Raw genomic sequence first — 23,047 nt, 5'->3', positions numbered from 1 at the left:
TCTCTCTCCCTCCCGCTTCACCGGCGCATGCGGCGCCCGCGGGATGCTAAAGGACTTCGATGACCCCCAGTAACAAGGAACTGCTCTTCTGCGCCCTCGGCGGCTCGGGCGAGATCGGAATGAACGTCACGCTCTACGGTCATGCTGGCAAGTGGCTGATGGTCGATTGCGGCGTCACCTTCGCTGACTCGCATTATCCCGGGATCGACGTGATCCTGCCCGATCTGCGCTTTATCGAGGAGCGGCTTGAGTCGCTCGTCGGGATCGTGCTGACGCACGGGCACGAGGACCATATCGGTTCGCTGCCCTATCTCGCCGAGGATCTCGGCGTGCCGATCTACGCCACGCCGTTCACCGCTGGGCTGGTGCGCGGCAAGCTGGAAGAGGAGCGGATCGAGGACCGCGTCAAGATCCGGCTGGTGCAGGCGCGCAAGCCGTTCAAGGTCGGGCCATTCTCGGTCGAGGTCGTTCCGCTGTCGCACTCCATTCCCGAGGCCAACGCGCTGCTGATCGACACGCCCGCCGGGCGCGTCTTCCACACCGGTGACTGGAAGCTCGATCCCACGCCGGTGATCGGCAAACCCTCCACCCCCGAGGAACTCGCCGACATCGGCCAGCAGGGCATCGATGTGCTCGTGTGCGACTCGACCAACGTCTTCAACAGCGAGGCGTCGGGCAGCGAGGCGAGTGTGCGCCAGGGGCTGGCGGAAAGCGTCGCGCGCGCGCGCGGCCGCGTCGTGGTGACCACCTTCGCGTCGAACGCGGCGCGGCTGCACACGTTGGCGGAGGTCGCCAAGGAGACCGGTCGCAAATTGTGCGTCACCGGCCGCTCGCTCGACCGGATCATCCGCGTCGCCAAGGCGACCGGTTATCTCAAAGACTTCCCGGAGACGATCGACGTCGACGCGGCGATGCGGATGCCGCGCAACAAGGTGCTGATCATCGCCACCGGCGGCCAGGGCGAGCCGCGTGCCGCGCTGGCGCGAATCGCCGACGGCTCGCACCCGGTCCGTCTCGACATGGGCGACATGGTGATCTTTTCCGCCAAGCAGATCCCCGGCAACGAGGTGGCGGTCGGTCGCATCCAGAACCAGCTCGCCGCCAAGGGCGTCGAGATGGTCACCGAGAAGCAGGCGCATGTCCACGTCTCCGGCCACCCGGGGCGGCCTGAGCTGGCCAAGATGTACGGTTGGCTCCGTCCCGCGGCGCTGCTGCCGGTGCACGGCGAGATGCGGCATCTGATGGAGCATGCACGCTACGCGCAGACGCAGGGCATTCGCGACGCGCTGGTCCAGACGAACGGCGATCTGGTCCGGCTCGCGCCGGGCGCCCCGCGCAAGATCGGCGACGTGCCGGTCGGTCGGCTCGTGCTCGACGGCGACGTGATCCTGCCGGCGGATGGCGGGACGATCAACGATCGCCGTCGCATCGCGGTCAACGGCCAGGTCTCGGTCGGCATCGCGGTCGACCGCAACGGCCGCGCCGGCGGCACGCCCGAGGTGCGCATCCAGGGCGTGCCGGTCGAGGAGGAGCGCGAGCCGTTCCTGCTTGAGGCGGCCGAGGCCGCAGCCGAAGCGATGAAGGGCCGCGTGCGGGATCGCGAGCGGCTGCGCGAAGACGTGCGGCTGGCGGTGCGCAAGGTGGCGACGCGCTGGACCGGCAAGAAGCCGGTGATCGACGTGGTCATCGTCCAGGTCTGAGGAGGAGCGGATGCGCTGGACGTCGCTGCTGGCGATCTACATCCTGTTCTGGGCGTTCTCGGTATTCCTGGTACTGCCCTTCGGGGTTCGTACGTCGGCCGAGGTCGGTGCCGAGCACGTCCCAGGCACCGCCGAGAGCGCACCGCACAGCTTCTCGCTCAAGCGCGTGGTGGTGCGCACCACCCTGGTGGCGACGTTCCTGTTCGTGCTGTTCGTCGCCAATTACGAGTTCGGCTGGGTGACCGCGGGGATGGTCGACGTCGTGGATGCCGGCAACGCAGTCTAGCGGGGCGGGCGTGCACGGCTAGCGCACGTGCCCGCCGGGTCCTTGCGCACGAGCGGCGAGGCGCTCGTGCATAAGCCGCGACTGGTGCAGGCCTGGACAGCTCGTCTCGGCGACACGTGTTGCGAGATCCTGCGTTTACGCGCCATGCCCGTCGTCCCGGACTTGGTCCCGGAGCCGTGCTGCGGCGCTCCGGGACATCGTTGTTTCTGCGTAGGCGTGGATCCCGGAACAAGTCGGGATGACGGTACTGCTTCGCATTGATCGCCCGAGCCGCGGCCTCGCCGGTCCGAACTCGTCACCTTAACTTGAAGGCGAGCTACGTCGAAGAGCCTGCACTGCCCGCCATGCCGCTAGCGCACCGAATAAGGGATCGAGACGCTGATCGACGATCCGGCCGCCATGCTCGCCTTGGGCCTGATCCGCACGCTCGTCACCGCGGCCTGGCTCGCCGCATCGCCGGGGACGGGGGCATAGGTCCAGGTGAGACCATTGTCGTTCGAGAAGTCGATCTGGTCGGTTGTACTGCCGGGCGCGACATAAGTGATGGTGACGCCTGACGGCGGAGACCCTTCTGTGGCCTGCACCACCGCGCCGCTGCCCGTGCCGTCGCCGTCGAGCGCGATCGCCAGCCGGGGAGCCGGGGCGACCACCAGCGTGGTCGCGTCGACTTCGGTGGCCACCAGGTCCGGGTTGGTCAACGTCATGATCATGCGCCGCTTGCTGCCGGGGATCGCCTTAGGCGACGAGGTGCGGTTGACCGGGTCCCAGGTCACGGCGCCGAGCGCTAGCGTCACTGTCGGCGGCCGGGGCGCAACGTAGAGCGTGATCGCGATCGTCACTGTCTTGCTGCCGCTGTCGGTGGCGCCGATTGCGCAGAGGCTGCCCACCGCGACGCCGTTGCAGAAGTTCCAGTCCCAGCGGATTGCGAGCGTGCCGGTATAGGTCCCTGCGGGCGGGGCGGTGCCGGCAGCGAGCTTGAAGAATAACGGCACGTTGGCGCCCTGGCTGCCCACCGTCAGCAGGGTGACCAGGCCACTCTTCATGTAATAAGTGGTCGCGCCGGGCTTGATCTCGTAGTTGTTGCTGGCGTTGGCATAGAGCTGATAGCTTAGCGTGTCTGCCGGGTTGGCGGTTGAGCTGAGCCTGAGCGTGGCGCCGGACGCGATCGTCGCGCTCAGATAGTTCGCGCTGAGCAGCGTGAGCACCGTCAGCGTGCTGCATTCGAAGCCTGACCCGGTCTGCGCGTAAGGCACCGCTCCCGCCTTGATCGCGGCGGGAGAGTAGCTGCCGACCGTCACATTGGCGTTCGCGGGCATGGTGCAGGCGACGGCAGGGAACGAGGCGAACACGGCCACGACGGCAACGAGGCGACAGAGCTGTCGCAGCAGCGGGTAAGCGATGATCCGGACGGGCGGCGCGCGCATGATGAGCTTCACGCCACACGCTGGTTAATTCGACGTTATGGAGCAGGCAGGCCGGAGCGCGCTTAGACCGAAGTCGAAGCGGCGCGGTCACGCTCGCCACTTGGGCCGCTCGACCTCCATCATCACGCCCGGACCGGCGGCAGGACGGATGTGCGGCCAGTCACGCCGCGCGCTACGGCTTGCCGTGACGAACAGGCGGCCGTTCGGCCGCCGCCCGCCTCACCGCAGCCGTTCGATCGCCTGCGCCAGCGCCACGTACAATTTGCCCATGTCCGACGACAGCAGCGTCACGCCCAGCGGCGAGCCGTCGCGCTGCGCCAGGATGGTGCGCAGCATCGCCTCGAAGTCGTGGATATAGCGGTTGACCTGTTCGCGGAACGCGCCGTCCTCGTCGTACAGCCGTGCCACGTCGCGCTGTTCGCCGCCGTCGAGCAGCCGCACCGCACGACGCGTGAACACGCCGCGGTCGCCCTTGAGATAGGCGGCCCAGGCGCTGTCCGAGATCTCGGGCGCGAAGGTGCGGGTGAGATCGATCGAGGCCGAGTTGAGCGACTCGATCAGCAGCGAGGCGCGGCGCGCGAAGCTGTCGCGCTCGGTCTCTTCGCCCGCGGCGCGCGCTTCCTCCAGCCGCTGATCGATCAGCGCGATCGTCGCCTCGATCGCGTCGAGCTGCTGCTGGAGCCGCTCGCCAGCGCGGTTGGTCGCCGCGACCGCCGCCTCGGCGACCTGCGCGACCTGGCGGACCTGCCCGGTTACGCCGCTCTCGACCGCGCGACCGAGCGCGGCCGCGCCGGCACTCTCGAGCGCGTCCGCGGCCTCCGGGATTACCCGCGCGATCGCCTCGCGCGCATGATCCGCCGCAGCCGATGCGGTCTCGCGCACGCGCAGCAGCGCCTCCACCAGCCGCGGCGCGGCCTGTTCGGTGAGATCGTCGATCTGGCGCGATGCGCCGTCCACCGCCTCGCCGATCTCGTCGGCCTGGCTGCGCCCGCGCGCGAGCCCGTCGTTGAGCCGGCTGGTGAGCGACTCGACGGTCTGGCGCTGCTCCGCGACGACCTGCGCCACCGCCTCGATCGCATCGTGCGTGCTCTCCGCCGCGGTGACCAGCGCGAGCAGCTCGGGCTTGGCCGCGGTGATCACTTGCTTGGTTGAGGCGACGCGGCTCTCGAGCCGCGAGATCGCCTCGGGCATGGTCTCGTCCATCTCGCGCGCCGCTGCGTCGAGCGCGACGAGCAGGTGCTCGGTGGTGGAGATCGTATGCTGCGTCGAGGCATGACCGGCGTCCATGGCGCGCGCGAGCGCTTCGGCGGAGGCGTGGAGCGCGCTCACCGACGCGGCGAGCTGCTGGGTGCGCTCGCTGCCGTCGCGATGGAGCGCAACAAAGCGCTGGTCGACCCGCAGGATGGCGTCGTCGAGCGAGTCGAACAGCTGGCGCCCGGCGCCCTGCTGCGCGTCGAGCCGCGCCGCAATCCGCTCGATCACGACCTCGATCAGCCCGATCCGCTCGGCCAGCGCCTCGGCGCTCTCGCGCGCGGCATGGTCGAGCGCGGTCTGGTTGGTGCTGACCATCGCCAGCATCGCATCGCCCTGCGCCGCAATCGCCTTGCGCGACTCGTCGATTGCCCGCGCGGTACGGTCGAGCAGTGCATCCACCGCCCCCGCCGCAGCGGAGGTGACCGCCTCGAGCCGCGCGCCGGCGGTGTGGCTGGTCGACTCCATGCGCTGCATGTAAGCCGCGAGCTTCTCGGCGGCGCCCCCGGCGATCGCCTCGGCGTCGCGCCCGCGCGCGACCAGCGCGGCGACCTGCGCGTCGAGCCCGGCGCTATGCTCATAAGCCACCAGCCCGGCCTGATCGATCGTCTCCGTCAGCGCACGGGTCTCGTCGGCCGCGCGGGGCAGCGCGGCAAGCAGCGCGTCGAGCCGCTCGTGCGCGCCATTCGCGGTAGCCGACAAGGCGCCGGTCTGCGCGTCCACGCGCTGCACCTCGGCGGAAAGCGTTCCCGCGATGTCGGCCAGACGCGCGGTGGCGGCATCACCCAGCGCGGTGAGCAGCCGCACCTGCTCGGCGAGCTGGGCGCGCTGTTCCTCGATCGTGGTGCCGAGCACCGCTACCGTGCTCTCCAGCGCCACCGCCTCGCCGCGCAACGCGCGCGCGGTCGCGCCGAACCGCTGCGCCTCCGCGGTGCTGGTGCGCAGCGTCGCGAGCCAGATGACTCCCGCGAGGGCAGGCACGGTGGCGAGCGCGGCACCGAACTGCGCCACCGCGAGCGGCGTCATCGCGCCGAGCGAATCGCGCGCGATCCACAGCAGTGCGATCACCCACAGGGCCGCGATCGCCAGTGCGATCCAGCCGAGCACCGGGCGCGGCCCCGTCAGCGCGGGTCGATCAGCGGCGTCGTCAGAGAAGAACGGATCGGTCACGGCGGGGGCAGGCTCCAGGCGCGGCGGGGTGGCGGGATCGGGCCAGCTCTCGGGCCAATGGTCCGGCCAGCGCGCGCCTGATCCGGCTGCGCGTGCGTCGGTCTGTGATGTCGGCCCCCCGTTCATCCGATCCATCTAACACGTTTGCCCGTCTCGGGAAGCCGTCTCGGAGAGGTGCGATGGCTCGGTCGGGCGCGGCGCTGCGCCGCGTCACGGATATTGCCGCGGTGCATCGCACCGCTTAACAGCTGGGCGTATGCTGGCCGGGCTCCTGTTCGCGATCCATGAAGCAGAGGACCGCCCGGGCACGCTCGCGGCGACGCTGCCGTTCGCGGCGGCGTCGTTGATCGAATATCAGGCGCGGCTGTTGGCGGCGTGTGATGCCGCGCAGATCGTCGTGGTGGTATCGCGCGAGACCCCCGAGCTGCTGGGCGCGCTCGCGCGGATCGCACGCCGCGGGCTCGCGGTGGATGTGGTGCGCACCGCCGGCGAGGCGCTGGCGAAGCTGCACCCGCTCGCGCGCGTGGTGATGCTGGCGGACGGGCTGGTCACCACCGAGGGTGTGATCCACGCACTCGCGGGCGAAGGGGGCGATGCGCTCCTCGTGGTCCCGGGAGCACAGGCATCGCCTCTGTTCGAACGGGTCGGCGCGGGCGCGGCCTGGGCCGGCGTGGCGCGGCTCGACGCGCGCCGCATTGCCGAGGCGGCGCGCCTGCCCGACGATTACGACCTGCAGTCGACGCTGCTGCGCGCCGCCGACCAGGCGGGCGCACGCCATATCTCGCTTCGGCTCGACGACATGGAGCTCGGCCACGGTATCGAACGCCGCGCCAGCGCGCTGGAGGAGCGCGGTCGCGCGGTGCTGTCAGCGTCGATGGCGGTTCGCCCGAGCTGGTTCGAGCGGCTGGTGCTGCGCCCGCTCGCGCGGGCGGTCATTCCCGTGATCGCACGGCGCGCGATCGGGACGGGGGCGTGCACCGCGGCGGCAGCGGCGTCGGCACTGGTGGGTTGCGGCGCCATCGCGCTTGGCGCGGCGGTGCCGGGCATGATCGTCGCGGTGGCAGCGGTGCTGCTCGCCGAGATCGCGGGTGCGCTGGCCTTGTTTCGCGACGAGCCCGCGCTGCTTCGGGGCAGCCGCGCGCTGATCATCGCGGTGCCCGCGCTCGCTGCGCTGCTGCTGGCGCAGCTGGTCGATCACGAGGCAGCGACCACCACCGCGCGATTGCTCGCGCTCGGCGCATTGATCGCTGCCGGCGTGGGGGAGCGCGCCGCTGGAGCGGCGCCGCGCCGGGCGTGGTGGGGCACGCCGCCCGGCTATCTGGCGCTGCTCGCGCTCACGACACTGATCGGCTGGCCGACGCTCGGGCTCGCGCTCGTCGCCGCTTATGCTGCACTGACGCTGGCGGCCGCGGTCGAATGGCTGCGGCGTGTGACTTAGAGCGTGGTTAAGGATCGTTCGGCTAGGGGTGGGGAGATGCCGGCTTCTTCCTCTCAGGCGATCGATTCGGATCTGGCGGCGCGAGTCGCGGCGCAAGCGGCTGCGGCCGACAGGCGAGCCGGCGCGCGTCTGGGTGCCGCCATCGCGGACGTGTTCGTCGCAGAGCGCGACCGACTGGACGAGCGCACGCGCGCTGCGGTCAATCGGCTAGCCGAGACCACCGTCGCGGCGATCGAACGCGACATCGCCGGTCACGCGGCGCGCCTGCTCGAGGCGCGGGGAGCGCCTGACGCGGCAGCGCTGCTGGCGATGAACCGCGCGGTGACGCTGCCGCGTCTGGTCGACTCGGGGTTGCTGCGCGATGCCGAAGTGATGGGCGAGCTGATCGCACAGGCGCGGGTCGAGCTGATTGACGAAGCGCTGGCCGCGCAGCGCGCGCCCGGCAGCACCGCAGCGTTGCTCGCGACGCTGGCGGAGAGCGCCGATGGGGTCGTGCGCGGCCGTGCGGTGACCTATCTGGTGGCGGACAGCCGACGCCGGCTCGCGCCAGCCGAGCGCCGGGCCGAACTGCCGCCGATGTTGCACGAGCGGCTCGCCTGGTGGATCGCCGCGGCGCTGCGCGAGCGGCTGGGGCATGGCGTCCCGCCGGAGGTCGATCGCGCGCTCTCCGAGGCGAGCCAGCGCAGCATCGCCGCGCATGACGATGCTGAGCGTGTCGAGGTCGCCGCCACGCACCTCGCCGCCGCCATCGATCCGGTGGCGAGCGCGCTGCCGCAGTTGCTCCTCGATACGCTGATCGAGGCACGCACCACGCTGTTCGTCGCGGTGCTCGCGCACGCGCTCGGGATCGAGCCGATCGAAGCCCGCGGGCTGACGCTCGACAGCGACAGCGATCGGCTCTGGCTGGCGTTACGCGCGCTCGGGCTCGAGCGTCACCTGATTGCGCGCATCGGCTTCGTACTGTGCGAGGCCGATCGCGGGCGCGACGTCGAGGCCCTGGCCGACTCGCTCGATCGGATCGCTCAGCTCACGCCCGAGACCGCCGCCCGCGCCGTGGCGCCGCTCACGCTTCATCGCGACTTCCGCGCCGCGGTTCGGGCGCTCGCGCGCAGCCCGCGCGCGTGAACGCGCTGACCACGCTGCACGCCGCGGTCGACCGCCACGACCGGCTGGCGCATGCCGATGACGGCTTCGCCGCGCTCAACGCGCGCGCGGGCGGTCGCCACGGCGCGCTGCTCGCGATCCCGCAGGTGGCGGTGCTGGTACGGCTCGCGCGACGGCTCCACATCCTCGTGTCGCGCGCGGTCACGATCGCCGATGGCGAGCGCGACCTAGACTGCTGGGTCAAGGCGATGCCGGAGGAGCATGGCGTCGCGCTCACCGTCGCGCTGCTGCGCGAACGGCCTGCGGGAACGGCGCGCGGCGGCGTGACGACGTTGGACGAGGTGACCGCGCCCGCGGATGCGGACTGGACATGGGCGGTGGATGCCGAGCTGCGCGTGACTTACGTGTCGCTCGGCGCGGCAGCGCGCCACGGGCTCGACCCCGCCACCGCCTTGGGACGCCCGCTCAGCCGGATGTTCGTGCTCGAGCCTGACGGCGACGGCGTCATGCCGCTGCTTGATGCGCTTACCGAACGGCGTGACTTCACCGACCAGCCCGCGCGGTTGCAGGGCGGCCCGCGCGTCACGTTGGCTGGGCACGTCCGCCTCGACGCGGGGGGCGGGTTCGCCGGTTTCGTGGGTGGCGTCTCCGCGATGACGGCGGTCGCGTCGCCGCAGATCCGGCCGTTCGATCATCAGCTCGACTCGCTGCTGCGCGGTGCGCTGACCCGCATCATCGCCAATGCAGACGGCATCAGCGCGGCGGGGGACGGTCCGCTCGACAGCCATTACGCCGATTATGCCACGGATATCGCAAGCGCGGGGCGGCATCTGCTCGGGCTGATCGACGATCTGGTTGATCTCGAGGCGATCGAACGGGACGACTTCACGACGGAGCGCGTGCCGGTGGATCTCGCCGACGTGGCACGGCGCGCCGCGGCGCTGCTCTCGGCCCGCGCCGACGCGGCGCAGGTGACGATCGATCGCACGGGCTGCGGGGAGCCGATCCGCGCCTTGGGCGAGTTCCGGCGGCTGCTGCAGATCGCGGTCAATCTGATCGCCAATGCGGTGCGCTACGCCCCTGCCGAAAGCGTGGTGGTGCTCGCGGTCCGGCGGGAGGGCGCGCGCGCGCTGCTCACCGTGGCGGACGCGGGGCCGGGCATCAGGGTGGCCGATCAGGCGCGGATCTTCGACAAGTTCGAGCGGGTCGATCCGGCCGAGCCGGGTGGCAGCGGGCTCGGGCTATATATTGCGCGCCGGCTCGCCGAGGCCATGAGTGGCACGCTCGTCGTCGATAGTGCGCCGGGGGAGGGCGCCCGCTTCACGCTGGCACTGCCGGCGGCGTGAAGCGTCGCGGCGCTCAGCGGCGCGGATCGAGCGCGGGTACCTGACGCGCGGCGGAGGCCGGCTCGATCCCCGGCCGCGCGCCGATCGGCAATCGCTCCTCGCCGCGCAGTGCCCGTCCCGCGCGCTGGATCGCGGCGGTGAGCCGCGGATAGATGCCGCAGCGGCAGATGTTGGTGATCGCCGCCGCCACTGCGGCGTCCGACGGCATCGGGTCGCGCCGCAGCAGCACCGCGGCCGCCATCACCACGCCGGGGATGCAGAAGCCGCATTGCGAGACGTTCTCTGCCAGAAGGGCGAGCTGGACCGGGTGGGTACGATCGCGCGACAGGCCCTCGATGGTGGTGACGAAGGTTCCTTCCGCCGCGGCGAGCGTCACCTGGCACGCGCGCACCGCGCGCCCGTCGACGTCGACGGTGCACGCACCGCAGCTGCCGGTGCCGCAGCCATATTTCGTCCCGGTCAGGTTGGACGCATCGCGCAGCGCCCAGAGCAACGGCGTCTCCGGCGGGAGGCGATACTCAACAGCCTCGTTGTTGACCGTCAGCCGGGTCATCCGCGCTCGCGATAGGCGTCGCGGATGTGCTGCATCCATCCGGCACTCGGCTGCGCACCGGAGGCGCGGGTCCGCGGCTGCCGCGCTGCGGCGAGATCGACCTGCGCCTCGAAGTGCAGCCCGGCCAATGTCGGCTTGGCCCACATCACCCGCGCGACCAGCTGCACCAGAGAGCCCATCGTAACCCGCACCTCGTCCCCGGGCGCAAGGTTCCCGGCATTGTCGACGCACGCGCCGGTGACGGACAGGTTGCGAACGCGGCATTCCACCGCGGCAGTGCCGGTATCGACCAGCGCGTACAGGATCACGCTGCTGCGCGGTTGGCGGGGAGGAGTCGACATGATGTTGGTCTAGGTCAGCTATCCGAACGACACGTTACCCGATCCCACCGACCGGCGGCGGGAGCAAGCCCCTTGCGACGACTGTCTCACGATCGGGCAGAAAGTATCCGGAATAGCGCCGCATCAGTTGCCTAGGTGGGGAATACTGCCATAAGCACGCGATGGCAGGTCCTACCGCGCAACGCGATTCCGCTCCGGCGGAGACGTTCAACCTGACGGCCTGCGACCGCGAGCCGATCCACGTTCCGGGGGCGGTCCAGCCGCATGGGCTGCTGCTCGTCGCCGACGCATCCTCGCTCGAAGTCGTCGCCGGTGCCGGCGCGATCGAGCCGCTGTTCGGCGATAACTGGCTTGGCGCACACCTCGGTACGCTGCTCGCGCAGGACGTCGCGCTGCTCGCCGAGGCGGTTCCGGCCGGTCCGGGCGGGACGATCCTCGCCGTGCCGACCTGCGGACACGATGTCGCCTTGCACCGCACCGGCCCGTGGCTGCTGGCGGAACTCGAGCCGAGCGGTGAGGCGGTGGGCGGCAGCGTCGCGGAGACGCTCGGCTGGCTCGACGCGATGGCGGCGGGGTTCGAGCGGACCAGCAGCTTCAGCGCGCTATGCGAGCGCGCCGCGGTGGCGTTCCGCGCCCTCACCGGCTTTGATCGCGTGATGGTCTATCGCTTTCTCGACGACGAATCGGGCTGTGTGGTTGCCGAGGACCGCGCCCCCGATCTCGACACCTTCCTCCATCATCATTTTCCTGCGAGCGACATCCCCCGCCAGGCACGCGCGCTCTATGTTCGCAACCGCACGCGGGTCATCCCCGACATCGATTACGTCGCGGCACCGTTGCGGCCGAACGGATTCGAGCTGACCGATCTCAGCGATGTGGCGATCCGCAGCGTCTCGCCGATCCACATCGAATATCTCCGCAACATGGGAGTACGCGCCTCGGCGTCGATTTCGATCGTCAAGGACGGGCTGCTGTGGGGGCTGGTCGCCTGCCATCACGGGTCATCGCGGATGATGCCGCGAGCGACACGCGCCGCCGCCGCAGTGCTGGCGGGGGCGCTGGCGCGCCAGCTTCGCGCCAAGGAAGAGGCGGAGGCCTACCGCGAGCGGCTGGCGTTGCGCGGCGAGGAGGATGCGCTCCGCGCGCTGCTGCTCACCAGCGACTCGCCGCTCGGCGTCATCCAGGAGCGCGCCGAGGACCTGCGCCAGGCATTCGGCGCGGATGGGCTGGCGCTGGTATGCGGCGGGCGCGCGATCACCGCGGGAGTCGCTCCCAACGGGGCCGGTCTCGTGGCGCTGGCGCGCTGGCTCGCGACCCGTGATGACGTGGCGCCGCTCGCCACCCGCGAACTGGGCAAGGACTGGAGTGAGGCAGCCTGTGTGGCGCCGATCGCCGGGGTGCTCGGCATTGCGCTCGGGGACGAGGACGCGCTGTTGTGGTTGCGCGCCGAGCGCATTGAGGAAATCGAATGGGCCGGCAACCCGCACAAGGCGGTTCCGCACGATCCGCAGGCGACTTTACGCCCGCGTGCCTCGTTCGAATCGTGGCGTGAACAGGTGCGCGGGCGGGCACGGCGATGGTCGCTCGAGCAGGTCGACGGCGCCGCGCGCCTGCGCCGCCTGCTCGCCGAGGCACGTGCCGCGACCGAGCTGCGCCGGCTCAACCGCGAGCTCGAGCGTACCGGCGCGGAGAAGGACTCACTGCTCGCGCAGAAAGACCTGCTGATGCGCGAGGTAGACCATCGCGTGCAGAACAGTCTTCAGCTGGTCTCGTCCTTCCTGGCGATCCAGGCGCGCGACGCCGGCGCGGGGGCGGTGGCCGATCAGTTGCTCGAGGCGCGGTCGCGACTGTCGGCGGTCGCGCTGGTCCATCGCCGGCTCTATCGCGACGATCAGATCGAGGTGATCGACCTCAGCCGCTACATCGGCGAGCTGATGCAGGATCTGCGCGCATCGCTGGGTGACGAGTGGAGCCGCCACCTGACGCTAGATCTCGCGCCCGTGCTGATCCCGACCGACCGGGCGGTGAGCGTCGGCCTGATCGCGGCCGAGCTGGTGATCAACGCGACCAAATACGCCTATCCGAGCGCGCGCGGCGGGCCGATCGACGTGGTGCTTGAGCGGCACGGTCACCTGTTCCGGCTGATCGTGGCGGATCGCGGCGCCGGCAAGATCGCGGGGGAGGGAAGCGGCTTCGGCAGCCGGATGATGACCGCGGTGGTGCAGCGGATCGGCGGCACGGTCGAGTTTCAGCCCAATGATCCGGGTACACGCGCGCTGCTGACCGCACCGATCGAGGGTGACTGAGCCCGGCGCGGTTTCCGAACCGACGGCGAGCGCGGGTCCGTTCCTCGCTCAGGGCGCTCGTAGCAACGCGACGAAGCGCCCGTTCAGCTGCGCGACCCTGTCGCCCTCGACCATGACATCGGCCTGCACCTCTACCCGCGCGCGGGAGCGGCGCCGCAGCGTGTCGACGAAGGCGGGCCAGCGGTTCGGCACGGTCAGAACGGCACGCGCGCAAAATGCACCAGTGACCGGTTTGTCATAGCGCATCTGGTTCGATTGGATGACGATCTCGCCGTGCAGGGCTTCTTCGCGGAGGCGGACATGCACGAGCGACCAGGCGGCGAGGATCGCGACGGCCGAGAGGCTGCCGCCGAAGGCAGTGCGCTTGTGGTTGATATTGGGCGCGAGCGGCGCGGTGAGGACGACAGAGTCGGGGCTGATTGCGCTCACCGCCACCTCCATCGCCGATGCCAGCGGGATCTGCTCGTGAAGATAGCGCTCGAGCTCGCCGGCCTGCATCGTGTTGACGCTCGAGCGCCTCAATCGAAGCCACGCTCGAGGAAGCGCTCCGCCAGCGCACAATGCATCGCAACGCCCTGGGCGAACACCTGCTCGTCGATCGTCATCCGCGGGTTGTGAAGCGGTGGGTTGGTCTCCGGCGTCGTTCCCGGCGTGGCGGCACCGATGAAGGCGATCGCGCCCGGCAGCTCGCGCAGCACATAGCTGAAGTCCTCGCCGCCCATGATCGGCGCCGGCATCGTCGCCCAGGCCTGATCGCCGCCGAGCTCGCGCGCGAGGTCGCACATCAGGCGCGTCGCGCGCGGGTCGTTGATCGTGACCGGATAACCCTCGTCGATCCATGAATCCGCGGTGCAGCCGTGCGCAGCGGCGACACCTTGTGCGACCTGGTGGAAGGCGGCCCGCATCGCCTCGCGCGTGCGCGGCGAGAGCGTGCGCAACGTTCCTGCCAGCGCCACCTCGTCGGGGATGATGTTGTGCGACGCACCGGCGTGGATCTGGGTAATCGTCAGCACCGCCGGATCCGCCACGGGAACGCGCCGCGCGACGTGCTGCTGCAATGCGGTGACGATCGCGCAGGCGACCGGGATCGGGTCGATCGCGTCGTGCGGCATCGCGGCATGGCCGCCGGCGCCGCGTACCGTCGCGCGTACCGTGTCGGTGGAGGCGAGCAGCGCGCCTTCGCGTCCGACGAAGACACCGGCGGGAGCGTTGGGCAGAACGTGGAGCGCGAAGGCGGCGTCGGGGCGTGCATGATCAAGCAGGCCGTCCGCGATCATCTCACGCGCGCCGTGATGCCCTTCCTCGCCGGGCTGGAACATGAACACCACTGTGCCGGCAAGCTGGTCACGCCGTGCCGCCAGCGCCTTGACCGCGCCGACCAGCATCGCGGTATGCGCGTCATGACCGCAGGCGTGCATCGTGCCGGGCAGCGTCGAGGCGAAGGGGAGGCCGGTCTCCTCGGTGATCGGCAGGGCGTCCATGTCGCCGCGGAGCAGCACGGTGCGCGCGTTCGAGCCCGCGCCGGGCTCGCCGCGTCCACCCCGCAGGATGGCGACGAAGCCAGTGGTGCGCGTACTGTCGCGGATTTCGAGCGGCAGCCCGGCGAGCGCGGCCTTGGCCTTGGCGGTGGTGAGCGGACAATGCAGCCCCATCTCCGGCTCGGCATGGATCGCGCGGCGCAGCGCAATCACGTCGGCCAGCTGCGCCGTGCCGAGCGCGTTCCAGTCGGTAGGCGAGGCAAGCGGTGCGGTCATCCGGGAACTCCTTCTCGCGCCCTTGTAGCCGGCGCCGCCGGCCTAGTCGACGCGCCGCGCGCTGGTGATCGTGATGACCGGGGCGAGCATCTGGCCCTTCATCACGCCCTCGCCGAGCGTAGGGGAGGTAGGCGCGGCCAGGATGCGGCGAACCACGTCCATTCCCTCCAGCACGCGGCCGAAGGCGGCAAACCCCGGATTGTCCGCGGTGGCGTCCATCGAGGTGAGGTCGCCGACGGTGATGAAGAAGTCGCCCGCCGCGGTGCCCGGCGCCGCCATCGCCATCGACAGCGTCCCGTCGCGATGGCTGAGCTTGGTCAGCGTCGTCGGCTCGTGCTTGATCGGTGGCAGCGTGCGCTTGGGATCGTTGCGCGTGCCGAACTGCGCGAGGCCATAGCCCTCCGCGACGCGGACGGCGCGGTAGAAGCCGATGCCGTCGAGCTTGTGCTGGTCGACATAGCGCAGGAAGTTGGCGGCAGTGACCGGCGCCGCTTTGGGGTCGACACCGACGACGATGTCCCCGGCCGCAGTGGCGAGGCGTACGCGAATGAGCGTCGCCGCCTCGGGCGCTGGCGCTGCGGACTCCGCCGGCACGGTGGCAGGGGGCGACGCCCCGGCGGGCGCAGTGCCCTGAATCGCCAGCAGCAGCGCGAGCGCGGCGGCGATCACGCGGCCACCCGCGGCGCATGCGCGATCATCACCTGCAGCGAGCTCGCCTTGGTGCCGCTCAGCTGGAGCACGTAACGCCCGGGTTCGAGCTGAAAGTCGACCATCTTGCGAATGCCGCTGCATGACGGTCCATGACCATGCGCGCTCGCCGCCAGCGCGCGCCCGGCCTGCACCACGTCGATCCAGGCGGCATCGCCGAGCGCGACGCGATAAGTGCCCGGCCGCGACACCTGGAACAGCGCCAGCCCCGCGGTATCGCCCTCATCCGGCGTCTTCGGCGAAGCCACCGCGGGGGTGACGCGTTCCGCCGGCGCGAGCCGAAGGTCCGCACCACGCCCGATCACGATCACGGGAGCGCTGCGCGTGCTGGTGCCCGCCGCCAGCGCGGCGCGATGCGACCAGCCGCTCATCCCGGTGGGCAGCGGCGCGCGGGTTGGGGTGCAGCGTTGCCCGACCGGCTGATCGGACCCGGTCGTGGCCACCGGCACCGTCGCAGGCGCCTGGACGGCCGCAGCGAGCAGCGGGATAAGCAGCGAAACAGTGGACATCGTCGGCTCCATGACCGAACCTCTTTACGCCGTGGGCGCCCGCGCATCCAGCCCGGGACGCCATCGCAGGCAAATGGACGGCTCGAAACGGGGCGTCGCCGCGGTGCGCGGAAGCGGTCGGCAGAGGAGAGAGACGATGAGCGACGACACGCCCGGCCACGAAGCCAGCGATCCCGCCGCCGGCATGGCGGATCAGGCGCGCCGCGGCGCCGAGCAGCTCCGCGACGCCTTCAACGAGCATGTCGTCGACCCCGCGCGACGGGCTGGAGAGGCGATGCGCGCCTCGGGCGAGCGTATCGCGCAGAACGGCTCGGCGCTGGGCACCACGATCATCGATCAGGCGGAGGCGAATGCGCGCGAGGCGTTCGCGGCGCTGCGCTCCGCTGCGGGCGCGCGCGACCTGACCGAGGTGATGCGCATCCAGGGTGACTATCTTCGCGCGCAGGGCCAGCGATCGATGGAGCAGGCGCGCGAGATCGGCCAGCTGATCATGCAGTTCGGCCGCGAGGCGATCCATCCCGCAGGGCGCGGTGAGGAGCCTGAGCAGGGCCAGTAGGCGAGCAGAGCCCGGTGGGCCGCACGCTTCCAAGGGGTCATCCTCAGCGCGCGTCAGGATCCACTGTCCCGCCGGGATCGCGCCATGGGGACGTGCGGCACGGCGGGTCCTGACACGCGTTCAGGATGGCGGAGCCGCGGCGAGAGCGTGTCGCTACCGCGCCGCCGTCGGTGCGCGCACGCCGGCCGCATCGGCGTCGCTGCCTGTCGCGGTCACCGGCCCTTGCGGCGTCGCGTCCAGCAGCGAGTCGCCGCCGAGCGTTCGATACAGCGTCACCAGATTGGCCGCGCGGGTAAACTGGGTCTGCACCAGGATCTGCTGCGCTGAGTAAAGTTGGCGTTGCGCGTCGAGCGACGACAGGAAGGTGTCGATGCCGCCGCGATAGCGCGCGTTGGTGAGGTTGAGCGTATCCTGCGCCGCCTCGTAGAAGCGCCGGTTGGCGGCGAGCTGCTCGGTGATCGTACCGCGCCGCGCCAAGGCGTCGGATACCTCGCGGAAGGCGCTCTGGATCGTCTGCTCGTAGCTCGCCAGCGCGGCGTCGCGCTGGGCGACGCTGAACGCCACCCCGGCGCGCCCCGCACCGGCGCGGAAGATCGGGTAGCTGGCGTTCGGCGCCACCGAATAGTTGAACGAGCCGCTGTTGAAGAGCGTCCGCAGCGCGGTGCTGGCAAAGCCCACCAGGCCGGTCAGCGAGATGCGGGGGAAGAGCTCGGCGCGCGCCGCGCCGATCTCGGCGTTGTAGGCGCGCAGCGTATATTCCGCCTGCACCACGTCCGGCCGGCGCAGCAGCACGCCTGAGTCGAGCCCGGCGGGCAATTCGCCGATCGTGGCCGCCGCCTGTTCGATCGAGCTGGGGAGCAGCGCCGGGTCGACCGGCGCGCCGACGAGCAGCTCGAGCGCGTTGACGTCCTGCGCCAGTGCGGTGCGCTGTTGCGCAAGATCGGCCTCGGCGGTGGCGAGGATCTGCTGCGCCTGGCGCAGGTCGGTGCGCGGCGCCACGCCGCCGCGACGACGCGCATCGGTGAGGCGCACGCTGGCACGCGCCGCCTCGGCGGTCTGCTCGGACACGGTCAGCAGGCTGCGGTCGGCAGCGTAGGTGAGCCAGGCGTTGGCGATATCGCCCACCAGCGTCAGCCGCGTCGCGCGCGCCGCCGCCTCCTGCGCGAAGTAGCGCGAGAGCGCGGCGCTGGTCAGCGAGCGGACCCGCCCGAACAGGTCGATCTCGAACGCGGTGACGCCGAGCTGCGCCTGGAAGGTGCTGCGCGCGGAGGAGACGGTGGTCGTCCCGGCCCCGCTGCCGACGCCACCCGTCCCGGCGCCACCCGTCCCGGTACCACCCGTTCCGACGCCGCCCGTTCCAGCACCAACCGTGCCGCCGGCGCCGGTGCCGCTGCCGCCGCCCGCGCCGCCGCTGTTGGTCCCGGTGACCACGCCGCTGCTGCCGCTGTCGCGGTAGCTGTACGCGCCGGTGGCGTTGACCTGCGGGAACAGGTCGGCGCGCTGGATGCGGTATTGCGCGCGCGTCGCCTCGATGTTCGCCACCGCCACGCGCAGGTCGCGATTGTTGGCGAGTGCGCGGTCGATGATGGTCTGCAACCGCGCGTCACGGAAGATGTCGCGGTAGGTAACGCTGGGCAGCGTCGCCTCCGACTGGCGGAGATAGGCGTCCCCGACCGGCCAGGAGGTGGGCACCGGCGCTGCCGGGCGGACGTAGGTCGGCGCGAGCGAGCAGCCGGCCAGCGCGGTGCCCGCGGCAAGCGCGGTGAACGCAGGGGGGCGGATCATCGGGCGGGCTCCGGCGCGGGCAGCGCGGGGTGATCGATCGGGCGGGGCAGCTGCGGCGGGCGCTCGCCACCGGGCGCGCCACCGCCGCCATGGCCGTCACCGCCGCCGCCCCCGGTGCCGCCACCGTCCTCGCCCTCGTCCGGGCTCGGGTCGGCGCCGCGGCGCAGACCTTTAAGGCCGTCGCGAAAACCCCGGCGCACCAGCACGAAGAAGAGCGGAATGTAGAAGATCGCCAGCACCGTCGCAGTCAGCATCCCGCCGATCACCGAGGTGCCGATCGCGATCCGGCTGTTGGCGCCCGCACCGGTCGAGATCGCCAGCGGCAGCACGCCGAAGATGAAGGCGAGACTGGTCATGATGATCGGGCGCAGGCGGATGCGCGCGGCGGAGAGCGCGGCGTCGATCACGCGCTTGCCCTTCTTCTCCTCCTGCTCGGCGAACTCGATCATGAGGATCGCGTTCTTGGCCGCCAGTCCCATCGTCGTCAGCAGGCCGATCTGGAGGTAGACGTCGTTGACCAGCCCGCGCAGCGTGGTGAACAGGATCGCGCCGACCAGGCCGAGCGGGATCACCAGCAGCACCGCGAAGGGAATCGACCAGCTCTCGTAGAGCGCGGCCAGGCACAGGAAGACGACCAGGATCGACAAGCCGTAGAGCAGGGGCGCCTGACCCGAGGACAGCCGCTCCTGATAGGACAGGCCCGCCCAAGCGACGCTGGTCCCCGGAATCTGGCCGGCGAGCTCCTGAATGCGCATCATCGCGTCGCCCGAGCTCTTGCCCGCCGCGGCCGAGCCCTGGAATTCGAACGAAGGCACGCCGTTGAAGCGCGACAGGATCACCGGCGCCTGGCTCCAGCCGATCCGCGCGAAGGCGGAGAAGGGCACCATCTGCCCGTTGCTGCCGCGCACGAACCACTGGTTGAGGTCGGTCGGCGCAGCGCGATATGGCGCGTCGCCCTGGACGAACACGCGCTTGACCCGCCCGCGGTCGACGAAGTCGTTGACGTAGCGCCCGCCCCAGGCCGTCGACAGCGTCGTGTTGACGTCCGCCTGGCTCAGCCCGAAGGCGGCGAGCTTCTGCTGATCGATCTCGACCTTGAGCGTGCCGACATCGGGCAGCTCGGTAAGGCGCACCGCGGTCAGCGCCGGGTCGGCATTGGCTCTCGCGAGCAGCTGATCCTTGGCTTCGTTGAACTTCTCCGCGGTCATGCCGCTGGTGTTCTGCAGCTCCATGGTGAAGCCGTTCGACTGGCCGAGGCCGCGGATCGCGGGAGGCACCAAGGCGAACACGCGCGCATCGCGCAATCCGCGGAACGCCGCCGAAGCGCGCGCCACGATCGCGTCGGCAGTGTTCTCCTTGCCCTTGCGATCGTCCCAGGGCGTCAGGTTCACGAAGCCCTGTCCGGTATTCTGTCCGCTGACGCCGCCGCCGCCGCCGCCGCTGACGGTGAACATCGTGGTGACGTTCTTGCCCTCGCTGCCGGCGAGATAGTCCTCGACGCGATGCTGCACCTCCTCGGTGCGCGCGCGCGTGGCGCCGGCGGGCAGCTGGAACTGGACGATCGCGCTGCCCTGGTCCTCGGTCGGCAGGAAGCCGGTAGGCAACCGCAGGAAGAGGATCGCGAGCAGCGCCACGGTGGCGAGATAGACCAGCAGGAAGAGCCATTTGCGGTCGATCACGCGGCGCACGCCGGCGACGTAGCGCGCCACGCCACGGTCGAACGTGTCGTTGAAGCGGTCGCGCGCGCGCTCGAGGAAGTGCGCAACCTTGGGAAACTTGCGCCCCAACCAGCTCTGCTCGATCGGGTCGCCGTTCTCGTCGTGGCTCTGCTTGAGCAGGGTCGCGGTGAGCGCGGGCGAGAGGATCACCGCGACCAGCACCGAAAGCACCATCGCCGACACGATCGTCAGCGAGAACTGGCGATAGATCACGCCGGTCGAGCCGCCGAAGAAGGCCATCGGCATGAACACCGCGGAGAGCACCAGCGCGATCGCGACCAGCGCGACGGTGATCTCCTTCATCGACTCGATCGTCGCCTCGCGCGGCGTCATGCCGGGATTCTCGTCCATGAGGCGCTCGACGTTCTCGACCACGACGATCGCGTCGTCGACCAGCAGGCCGATCGCGAGGACGAGCCCGAACAGCGTCAGCGTGTTGATCGAAAAGCCCGCGACATAGAAGACCGCGAACGTCCCCAGCAGCACCACCGGCACGGCGATCGCCGGCACCAGCGTCGCGCGCCAGCTCTGGAGAAAGACGAACATGACGATGACGACAAGGATGATCGCCTCGATCAGCGTCTTCACCACCTCCTCGATCGACAGCTTGATGAAGTCGGTGGTGTCGTTGGCGAAGGCGTATTCGAGGCCGGGCGGGAAGCCCTTCGCGGCGGCGGCGACCTGCGCCTTGACCAGCTCGGCGGTCTTGAGCGCGTCGGCGCCCGGCGCCAACAGCACCGCGATGCCCGCGCCGGGGTGGCGGTTGACGCGGCTGAACGCGTTGTAGCTCTCCGCGCCCAGCTCGATCCGCGCCACGTCGGCGAGCCGAACCGTGGCGCCGCTGCTCTGCGTCTTGAGAATGATGTTGGCGAACTCGGCGGGCGACTGCAGCCGCGACTGCGCGGTGACGATCGCATTGAGCATCTGCGTCGATGGCGACGGCTGACCACCGATCTCGCCCGCGGCCACCTCGGTGTTCTGGTTCTGGATTGCGGTGACGACGTCGCCCGGCATCAACTGGTAGCTGTTGAGCCGCTCGGGATCGAGCCACACGCGCATCGCATATTGCGAGCCGAACACGTTGGTGTCGCCCACACCCTGGATGCGCCCGAGCGGATCCTGGAGATTGGAGACGAGATAGTCCGACACGTCCTGGTTGGTCAGCTTGTCGGTGACGTCATAGACGCCGACGATCAGCAGGAAGTCCGGGTTGGACTTGCGCACCACGAGGCCCTGCTGCTGCACCTGCTGCGGCAACCGGCTGAGCGACTGCTGGACCTGATTCTGCACCTGGACCTGGGCGATGTCCGGATCGGTGCCCTTGTTGAACGTCGCGGTGATCGTCACCGAGCCGCGGCTCGACGAGCTCGACTGAAAGTAGAGCAAACCGTCAATACCGGTGAGCTGCTGCTCGATCACCTGGGTAACGCTGTTCTGCAGCGTCTGCGCGTTGGCGCCGGGGAAGGTCGCACGGATCGAGACCTGCGGCGGCGCGACGTCGGGATATTGCGCGATCGGCAGCGATAGGATCGCGCCGACGCCCGCCAGCATCACGATGATGGCGAGCACCCAGGCGAAGATCGGGCGATCGATGAAGATACGCGACATGTCGGATCAGCCAGCCTTGCCCTTGGCCGATGACATCTTCTCCATCTGCTCGGGCGAGGGCGCCTGCACCTTCTGCGGCGTGTCCGCCGGCACCGGTTGCAGCGGTGTCTTGGGCTTCACGTTGGCGAGCCCCTGCGTAATCACCTTGTCACCCGCGGTCAGCCCGCTGGTGACGACCCAATAGGCGCCCTGCGTGCGATCGGCGGTGACGGTGCGCTGCTCCGCGCGGTTGTTCGCGCCCACCACATAGAGGGTGGCGTTGCCCTTGGGATCGCGCGTGATCGCCGTCTGCGGGACGAGGAAGGCATTCTGCTGTATCGACTGGGAGAATTCTGCGCGCACGAACATGCCCGGCAGCAGCAGGCCATTCGGATTGGGGAAGCGCGCGCGCAGCGTCACCGTGCCGGTGCTGGGTTCGACCACCACCTCGGCGAATTCGACGGTGCCCTTGATGCCATAATCGCTGCCGTCCTCCAGCTTGAGCGTGACCTCGGCGCGCGCCGGCACCGCACCGCCCGAGGCCAGGCTGCGCCGCAGCGCGAGCAGGTTGGTGCTCGATTGCTGGATGTCGACGAAGATCGGGTCGAGCTGCTGGATCGTCGCCAGAGGATCCGTCTGGGTGGCGCTGACCAGCGCGCCGACGGTGAAGAGTGATCGGCCGATCCGCCCCGAGATCGGCGCGGGCACGGTGGTGAAGCGCAGGTTGACCCGCGCGGTATCGAGTTGCGCGCGATTCACCGCGATCGTTGCCGCCGCCTGGCGCTGGGTCGCGACCGCATCGGTATAATCCTGCGCGCTGATCGCCTCCATGTCGGCGAGCGGCTTGTAGCGCTCCGCACGCGTCTTGGCGGCTTCGAAGGTCGCCTGCGCGTTGTCGACATTGGCGTTCGCCTGGTTGGCCGCGGCTCGATAGAGCGAGGGATCGATCTGGTAGAGCGGTTGCCCGCGCCGGACGATCGCGCCCTCGGTGAAGAAGCGGCGCTGGATCACGCCCGAGACCTGCGGGCGCACCTCGGAGCTCTGATAGGCCACCGTGCGGCCGGGCAATTCGCTGACGGTCGGCACCGACGTCGGCTGGACGACGACATAGCCGACCGTGACCGGCCCCGACTGACCCGGCGCGTCGCCCTTCTGCTTGCCCTGAGGCTTGTCGCCGTCGCCGCCGCCGCAGGCGGCGAGCGCGAGCAGCGCCGACGCCGCCGCGCCGCCGATGACCTGGCGGCCCGGCCGTACCTCGATACGCATTCCTAATCTTATCCCCGCGAGAGACTTCGGGCTGCCCCGGCGCCTAACCGCAATTTGTCGCAAATGTTTCGCAAGGGGGCGAGTATTTTTCGAGCGACCGGCCCGGATTGGTGAAGCGGTTGGTTTTCACGCGTCGGCGCGATGAAACCGATACCGTGCTGGCTCGTTGGATCGCGACGGGGGCTCAGCGAAATGTCGCATGCCTCACCTAAAGGGGCGTGGTAATTGTCTTTCTCTGTTCGTCG

General features: G+C 70.2%; 18 protein-coding genes. 7 read left to right on the top strand and 11 right to left on the bottom strand.

All coding sequences use genetic code 11. The features are described 5' to 3' along the window. Window positions 1–59: 59 nt before the first annotated feature. Window positions 60–1,700 (top strand): ribonuclease J, encoded by a 1,641-nt coding sequence (locus ACMGDM_RS14340; protein WP_436804785.1) that lies wholly within the window; start codon window positions 60–62, stop codon window positions 1,698–1,700. 10 nt (window positions 1,701–1,710) lie between these two features. Continuing rightward, the gene (locus ACMGDM_RS14335) at window positions 1,711–1,986 is read left to right on the top strand and encodes a DUF1467 family protein (RefSeq protein WP_436804784.1); all 276 of its coding nucleotides are present in this window, start codon (window positions 1,711–1,713) and stop codon (window positions 1,984–1,986) included. 350 nt (window positions 1,987–2,336) lie between these two features. Here the strand turns inward: ACMGDM_RS14335 and ACMGDM_RS14330 are convergent, their stop codons facing one another. Both ACMGDM_RS14330 and ACMGDM_RS14325 read right to left on the bottom strand, forming a co-directional pair. Continuing rightward, a complete protein-coding gene (locus ACMGDM_RS14330; RefSeq protein WP_436804783.1) occupies window positions 2,337–3,422 on the bottom strand; it encodes a spore coat protein U domain-containing protein in 1,086 nt (361 codons plus the stop codon). 207 nt (window positions 3,423–3,629) lie between these two features. Then, on the bottom strand, window positions 3,630–5,957 hold the full coding sequence (locus ACMGDM_RS14325) for a coiled-coil domain-containing protein (RefSeq protein WP_436804782.1): 2,328 nt from the start codon (window positions 5,955–5,957) through the stop codon (window positions 3,630–3,632). 130 nt (window positions 5,958–6,087) lie between these two features. Here ACMGDM_RS14325 and ACMGDM_RS14320 point away from each other — a divergent pair, with 130 nt between their 5' ends. The 3 genes from ACMGDM_RS14320 to ACMGDM_RS14310 are packed head-to-tail and all read left to right on the top strand — an operon-like array spanning window position 6,088 to window position 9,719. Further along, window positions 6,088–7,269, top strand: a complete 1,182-nt coding sequence (locus ACMGDM_RS14320; RefSeq protein WP_436804781.1) for a hypothetical protein — start codon at window positions 6,088–6,090, stop codon at window positions 7,267–7,269. A gap of 36 nt (window positions 7,270–7,305) precedes the next feature. Further along, window positions 7,306–8,394, top strand: a complete 1,089-nt coding sequence (locus ACMGDM_RS14315) for a DUF2336 domain-containing protein (RefSeq protein ID WP_436804780.1) — start codon at window positions 7,306–7,308, stop codon at window positions 8,392–8,394. Then, window positions 8,391–9,719: a sensor histidine kinase gene (locus tag ACMGDM_RS14310; RefSeq protein WP_436804779.1), complete on the top strand. Its 1,329-nt coding sequence runs from the start codon at window positions 8,391–8,393 to the stop codon at window positions 9,717–9,719. The genes ACMGDM_RS14315 and ACMGDM_RS14310 overlap by 4 nt, the downstream gene beginning before the upstream one ends. Before the next feature lie 13 nt (window positions 9,720–9,732). Here the strand turns inward: ACMGDM_RS14310 and ACMGDM_RS14305 are convergent, their stop codons facing one another. Together ACMGDM_RS14305 and ACMGDM_RS14300 are read right to left on the bottom strand one after the other, a co-directional pair. Then, window positions 9,733–10,272, bottom strand: a complete 540-nt coding sequence (locus ACMGDM_RS14305; RefSeq protein ID WP_436804778.1) for a (2Fe-2S)-binding protein — start codon at window positions 10,270–10,272, stop codon at window positions 9,733–9,735. After that, the gene (locus ACMGDM_RS14300; protein ID WP_436804777.1) at window positions 10,269–10,613 is read right to left on the bottom strand and encodes a PilZ domain-containing protein; all 345 of its coding nucleotides are present in this window, start codon (window positions 10,611–10,613) and stop codon (window positions 10,269–10,271) included. Before ACMGDM_RS14300 ends, ACMGDM_RS14305 begins: the two co-directional genes overlap by 4 nt. 161 nt (window positions 10,614–10,774) lie before the next feature. Here ACMGDM_RS14300 and ACMGDM_RS14295 point away from each other — a divergent pair, with 161 nt between their 5' ends. Then, complete coding sequence (locus ACMGDM_RS14295) at window positions 10,775–12,919, top strand: histidine kinase dimerization/phosphoacceptor domain -containing protein (RefSeq protein ID WP_436804776.1); 2,145 nt, start codon at window positions 10,775–10,777, stop codon at window positions 12,917–12,919. 48 nt (window positions 12,920–12,967) lie between these two features. On the opposite strand, the gene ACMGDM_RS14290 is transcribed toward ACMGDM_RS14295, so the two are convergent. Genes ACMGDM_RS14290 through ACMGDM_RS14275 form a run of 4 tightly spaced genes read right to left on the bottom strand, consistent with a single transcriptional unit; the run spans window position 12,968 to window position 15,890 of the window. Continuing rightward, the gene (locus tag ACMGDM_RS14290) at window positions 12,968–13,417 is read right to left on the bottom strand and encodes a YiiD C-terminal domain-containing protein (protein ID WP_436804775.1); all 450 of its coding nucleotides are present in this window, start codon (window positions 13,415–13,417) and stop codon (window positions 12,968–12,970) included. Between the two features lie 20 nt (window positions 13,418–13,437). After that, window positions 13,438–14,673 carry a M20 metallopeptidase family protein gene (locus ACMGDM_RS14285; protein ID WP_436804774.1) on the bottom strand — a complete coding sequence of 412 codons (1,236 nt, stop codon included), beginning with the start codon at window positions 14,671–14,673 and terminating at the stop codon, window positions 13,438–13,440. A gap of 42 nt (window positions 14,674–14,715) precedes the next feature. After that, a complete protein-coding gene (locus ACMGDM_RS14280) occupies window positions 14,716–15,342 on the bottom strand; it encodes a peptidylprolyl isomerase (protein ID WP_436804773.1) in 627 nt (208 codons plus the stop codon). After that, complete coding sequence (locus ACMGDM_RS14275) at window positions 15,339–15,890, bottom strand: hypothetical protein (RefSeq protein WP_436804772.1); 552 nt, start codon at window positions 15,888–15,890, stop codon at window positions 15,339–15,341. Before ACMGDM_RS14275 ends, ACMGDM_RS14280 begins: the two co-directional genes overlap by 4 nt. Before the next feature lie 136 nt (window positions 15,891–16,026). Here ACMGDM_RS14275 and ACMGDM_RS14270 point away from each other — a divergent pair, with 136 nt between their 5' ends. After that, the gene (locus ACMGDM_RS14270; protein ID WP_436804771.1) at window positions 16,027–16,446 is read left to right on the top strand and encodes a phasin family protein; all 420 of its coding nucleotides are present in this window, start codon (window positions 16,027–16,029) and stop codon (window positions 16,444–16,446) included. Window positions 16,447–16,599: 153 nt separating this feature from the next. Here ACMGDM_RS14270 and ACMGDM_RS14265 read toward each other — a convergent pair whose 3' ends face one another. Genes ACMGDM_RS14265 through ACMGDM_RS14255 form a run of 3 tightly spaced genes read right to left on the bottom strand, consistent with a single transcriptional unit; the run spans window position 16,600 to window position 22,802 of the window. Beyond that, entirely contained in the window at window positions 16,600–18,231 is a 1,632-nt protein-coding gene (locus ACMGDM_RS14265; RefSeq protein WP_436804770.1) for an efflux transporter outer membrane subunit, read from the bottom strand. Next, window positions 18,228–21,557 (bottom strand): efflux RND transporter permease subunit, encoded by a 3,330-nt coding sequence (locus ACMGDM_RS14260; RefSeq protein WP_436804769.1) that lies wholly within the window; start codon window positions 21,555–21,557, stop codon window positions 18,228–18,230. Before ACMGDM_RS14260 ends, ACMGDM_RS14265 begins: the two co-directional genes overlap by 4 nt. A 6-nt stretch (window positions 21,558–21,563) precedes the next feature. Further along, complete coding sequence (locus tag ACMGDM_RS14255) at window positions 21,564–22,802, bottom strand: efflux RND transporter periplasmic adaptor subunit (RefSeq protein ID WP_436804768.1); 1,239 nt, start codon at window positions 22,800–22,802, stop codon at window positions 21,564–21,566. Between the last annotated feature and the right edge of the window lie 245 nt (window positions 22,803–23,047).

The sequence above is a fragment of the Sphingomonas larreae genome, from assembly GCF_051400595.1.
Taxonomy (GTDB): Bacteria; Pseudomonadota; Alphaproteobacteria; order Sphingomonadales; family Sphingomonadaceae; genus Sphingomonas.
The sequence above is the reverse complement of the archived record's forward strand: the minus strand, read 5'-3'. Positions and strand labels throughout refer to the sequence as shown.

What these genes read in the sequence shown, in the direction of transcription:
- ACMGDM_RS14340 (WP_436804785.1), top strand. Translation starts at nt 60, where the DNA reads ATGACCCCCAGTAACAAGGAACTGCTCTTCTGCGCCCTCGGCGGCTCG.
- ACMGDM_RS14325 (WP_436804782.1), bottom strand. Translation starts at nt 5,957, where the DNA reads ATGAACGGGGGGCCGACATCACAGACCGACGCACGCGCAGCCGGATCA.
- ACMGDM_RS14295 (WP_436804776.1), top strand. Translation starts at nt 10,775, where the DNA reads ATGGCAGGTCCTACCGCGCAACGCGATTCCGCTCCGGCGGAGACGTTC.
- ACMGDM_RS14260 (WP_436804769.1), bottom strand. Translation starts at nt 21,557, where the DNA reads ATGTCGCGTATCTTCATCGATCGCCCGATCTTCGCCTGGGTGCTCGCC.
- ACMGDM_RS14285 (WP_436804774.1), bottom strand. Translation starts at nt 14,673, where the DNA reads ATGACCGCACCGCTTGCCTCGCCTACCGACTGGAACGCGCTCGGCACG.
- ACMGDM_RS14270 (WP_436804771.1), top strand. Translation starts at nt 16,027, where the DNA reads ATGAGCGACGACACGCCCGGCCACGAAGCCAGCGATCCCGCCGCCGGC.
- ACMGDM_RS14265 (WP_436804770.1), bottom strand. Translation starts at nt 18,231, where the DNA reads ATGATCCGCCCCCCTGCGTTCACCGCGCTTGCCGCGGGCACCGCGCTG.
- ACMGDM_RS14275 (WP_436804772.1), bottom strand. Translation starts at nt 15,890, where the DNA reads ATGTCCACTGTTTCGCTGCTTATCCCGCTGCTCGCTGCGGCCGTCCAG.
- ACMGDM_RS14255 (WP_436804768.1), bottom strand. Translation starts at nt 22,802, where the DNA reads ATGCGTATCGAGGTACGGCCGGGCCGCCAGGTCATCGGCGGCGCGGCG.
- ACMGDM_RS14320 (WP_436804781.1), top strand. Translation starts at nt 6,088, where the DNA reads ATGCTGGCCGGGCTCCTGTTCGCGATCCATGAAGCAGAGGACCGCCCG.
- ACMGDM_RS14300 (WP_436804777.1), bottom strand. Translation starts at nt 10,613, where the DNA reads ATGTCGACTCCTCCCCGCCAACCGCGCAGCAGCGTGATCCTGTACGCG.
- ACMGDM_RS14315 (WP_436804780.1), top strand. Translation starts at nt 7,306, where the DNA reads ATGCCGGCTTCTTCCTCTCAGGCGATCGATTCGGATCTGGCGGCGCGA.
- ACMGDM_RS14290 (WP_436804775.1), bottom strand. Translation starts at nt 13,417, where the DNA reads ATGCAGGCCGGCGAGCTCGAGCGCTATCTTCACGAGCAGATCCCGCTG.
- ACMGDM_RS14335 (WP_436804784.1), top strand. Translation starts at nt 1,711, where the DNA reads ATGCGCTGGACGTCGCTGCTGGCGATCTACATCCTGTTCTGGGCGTTC.
- ACMGDM_RS14305 (WP_436804778.1), bottom strand. Translation starts at nt 10,272, where the DNA reads ATGACCCGGCTGACGGTCAACAACGAGGCTGTTGAGTATCGCCTCCCG.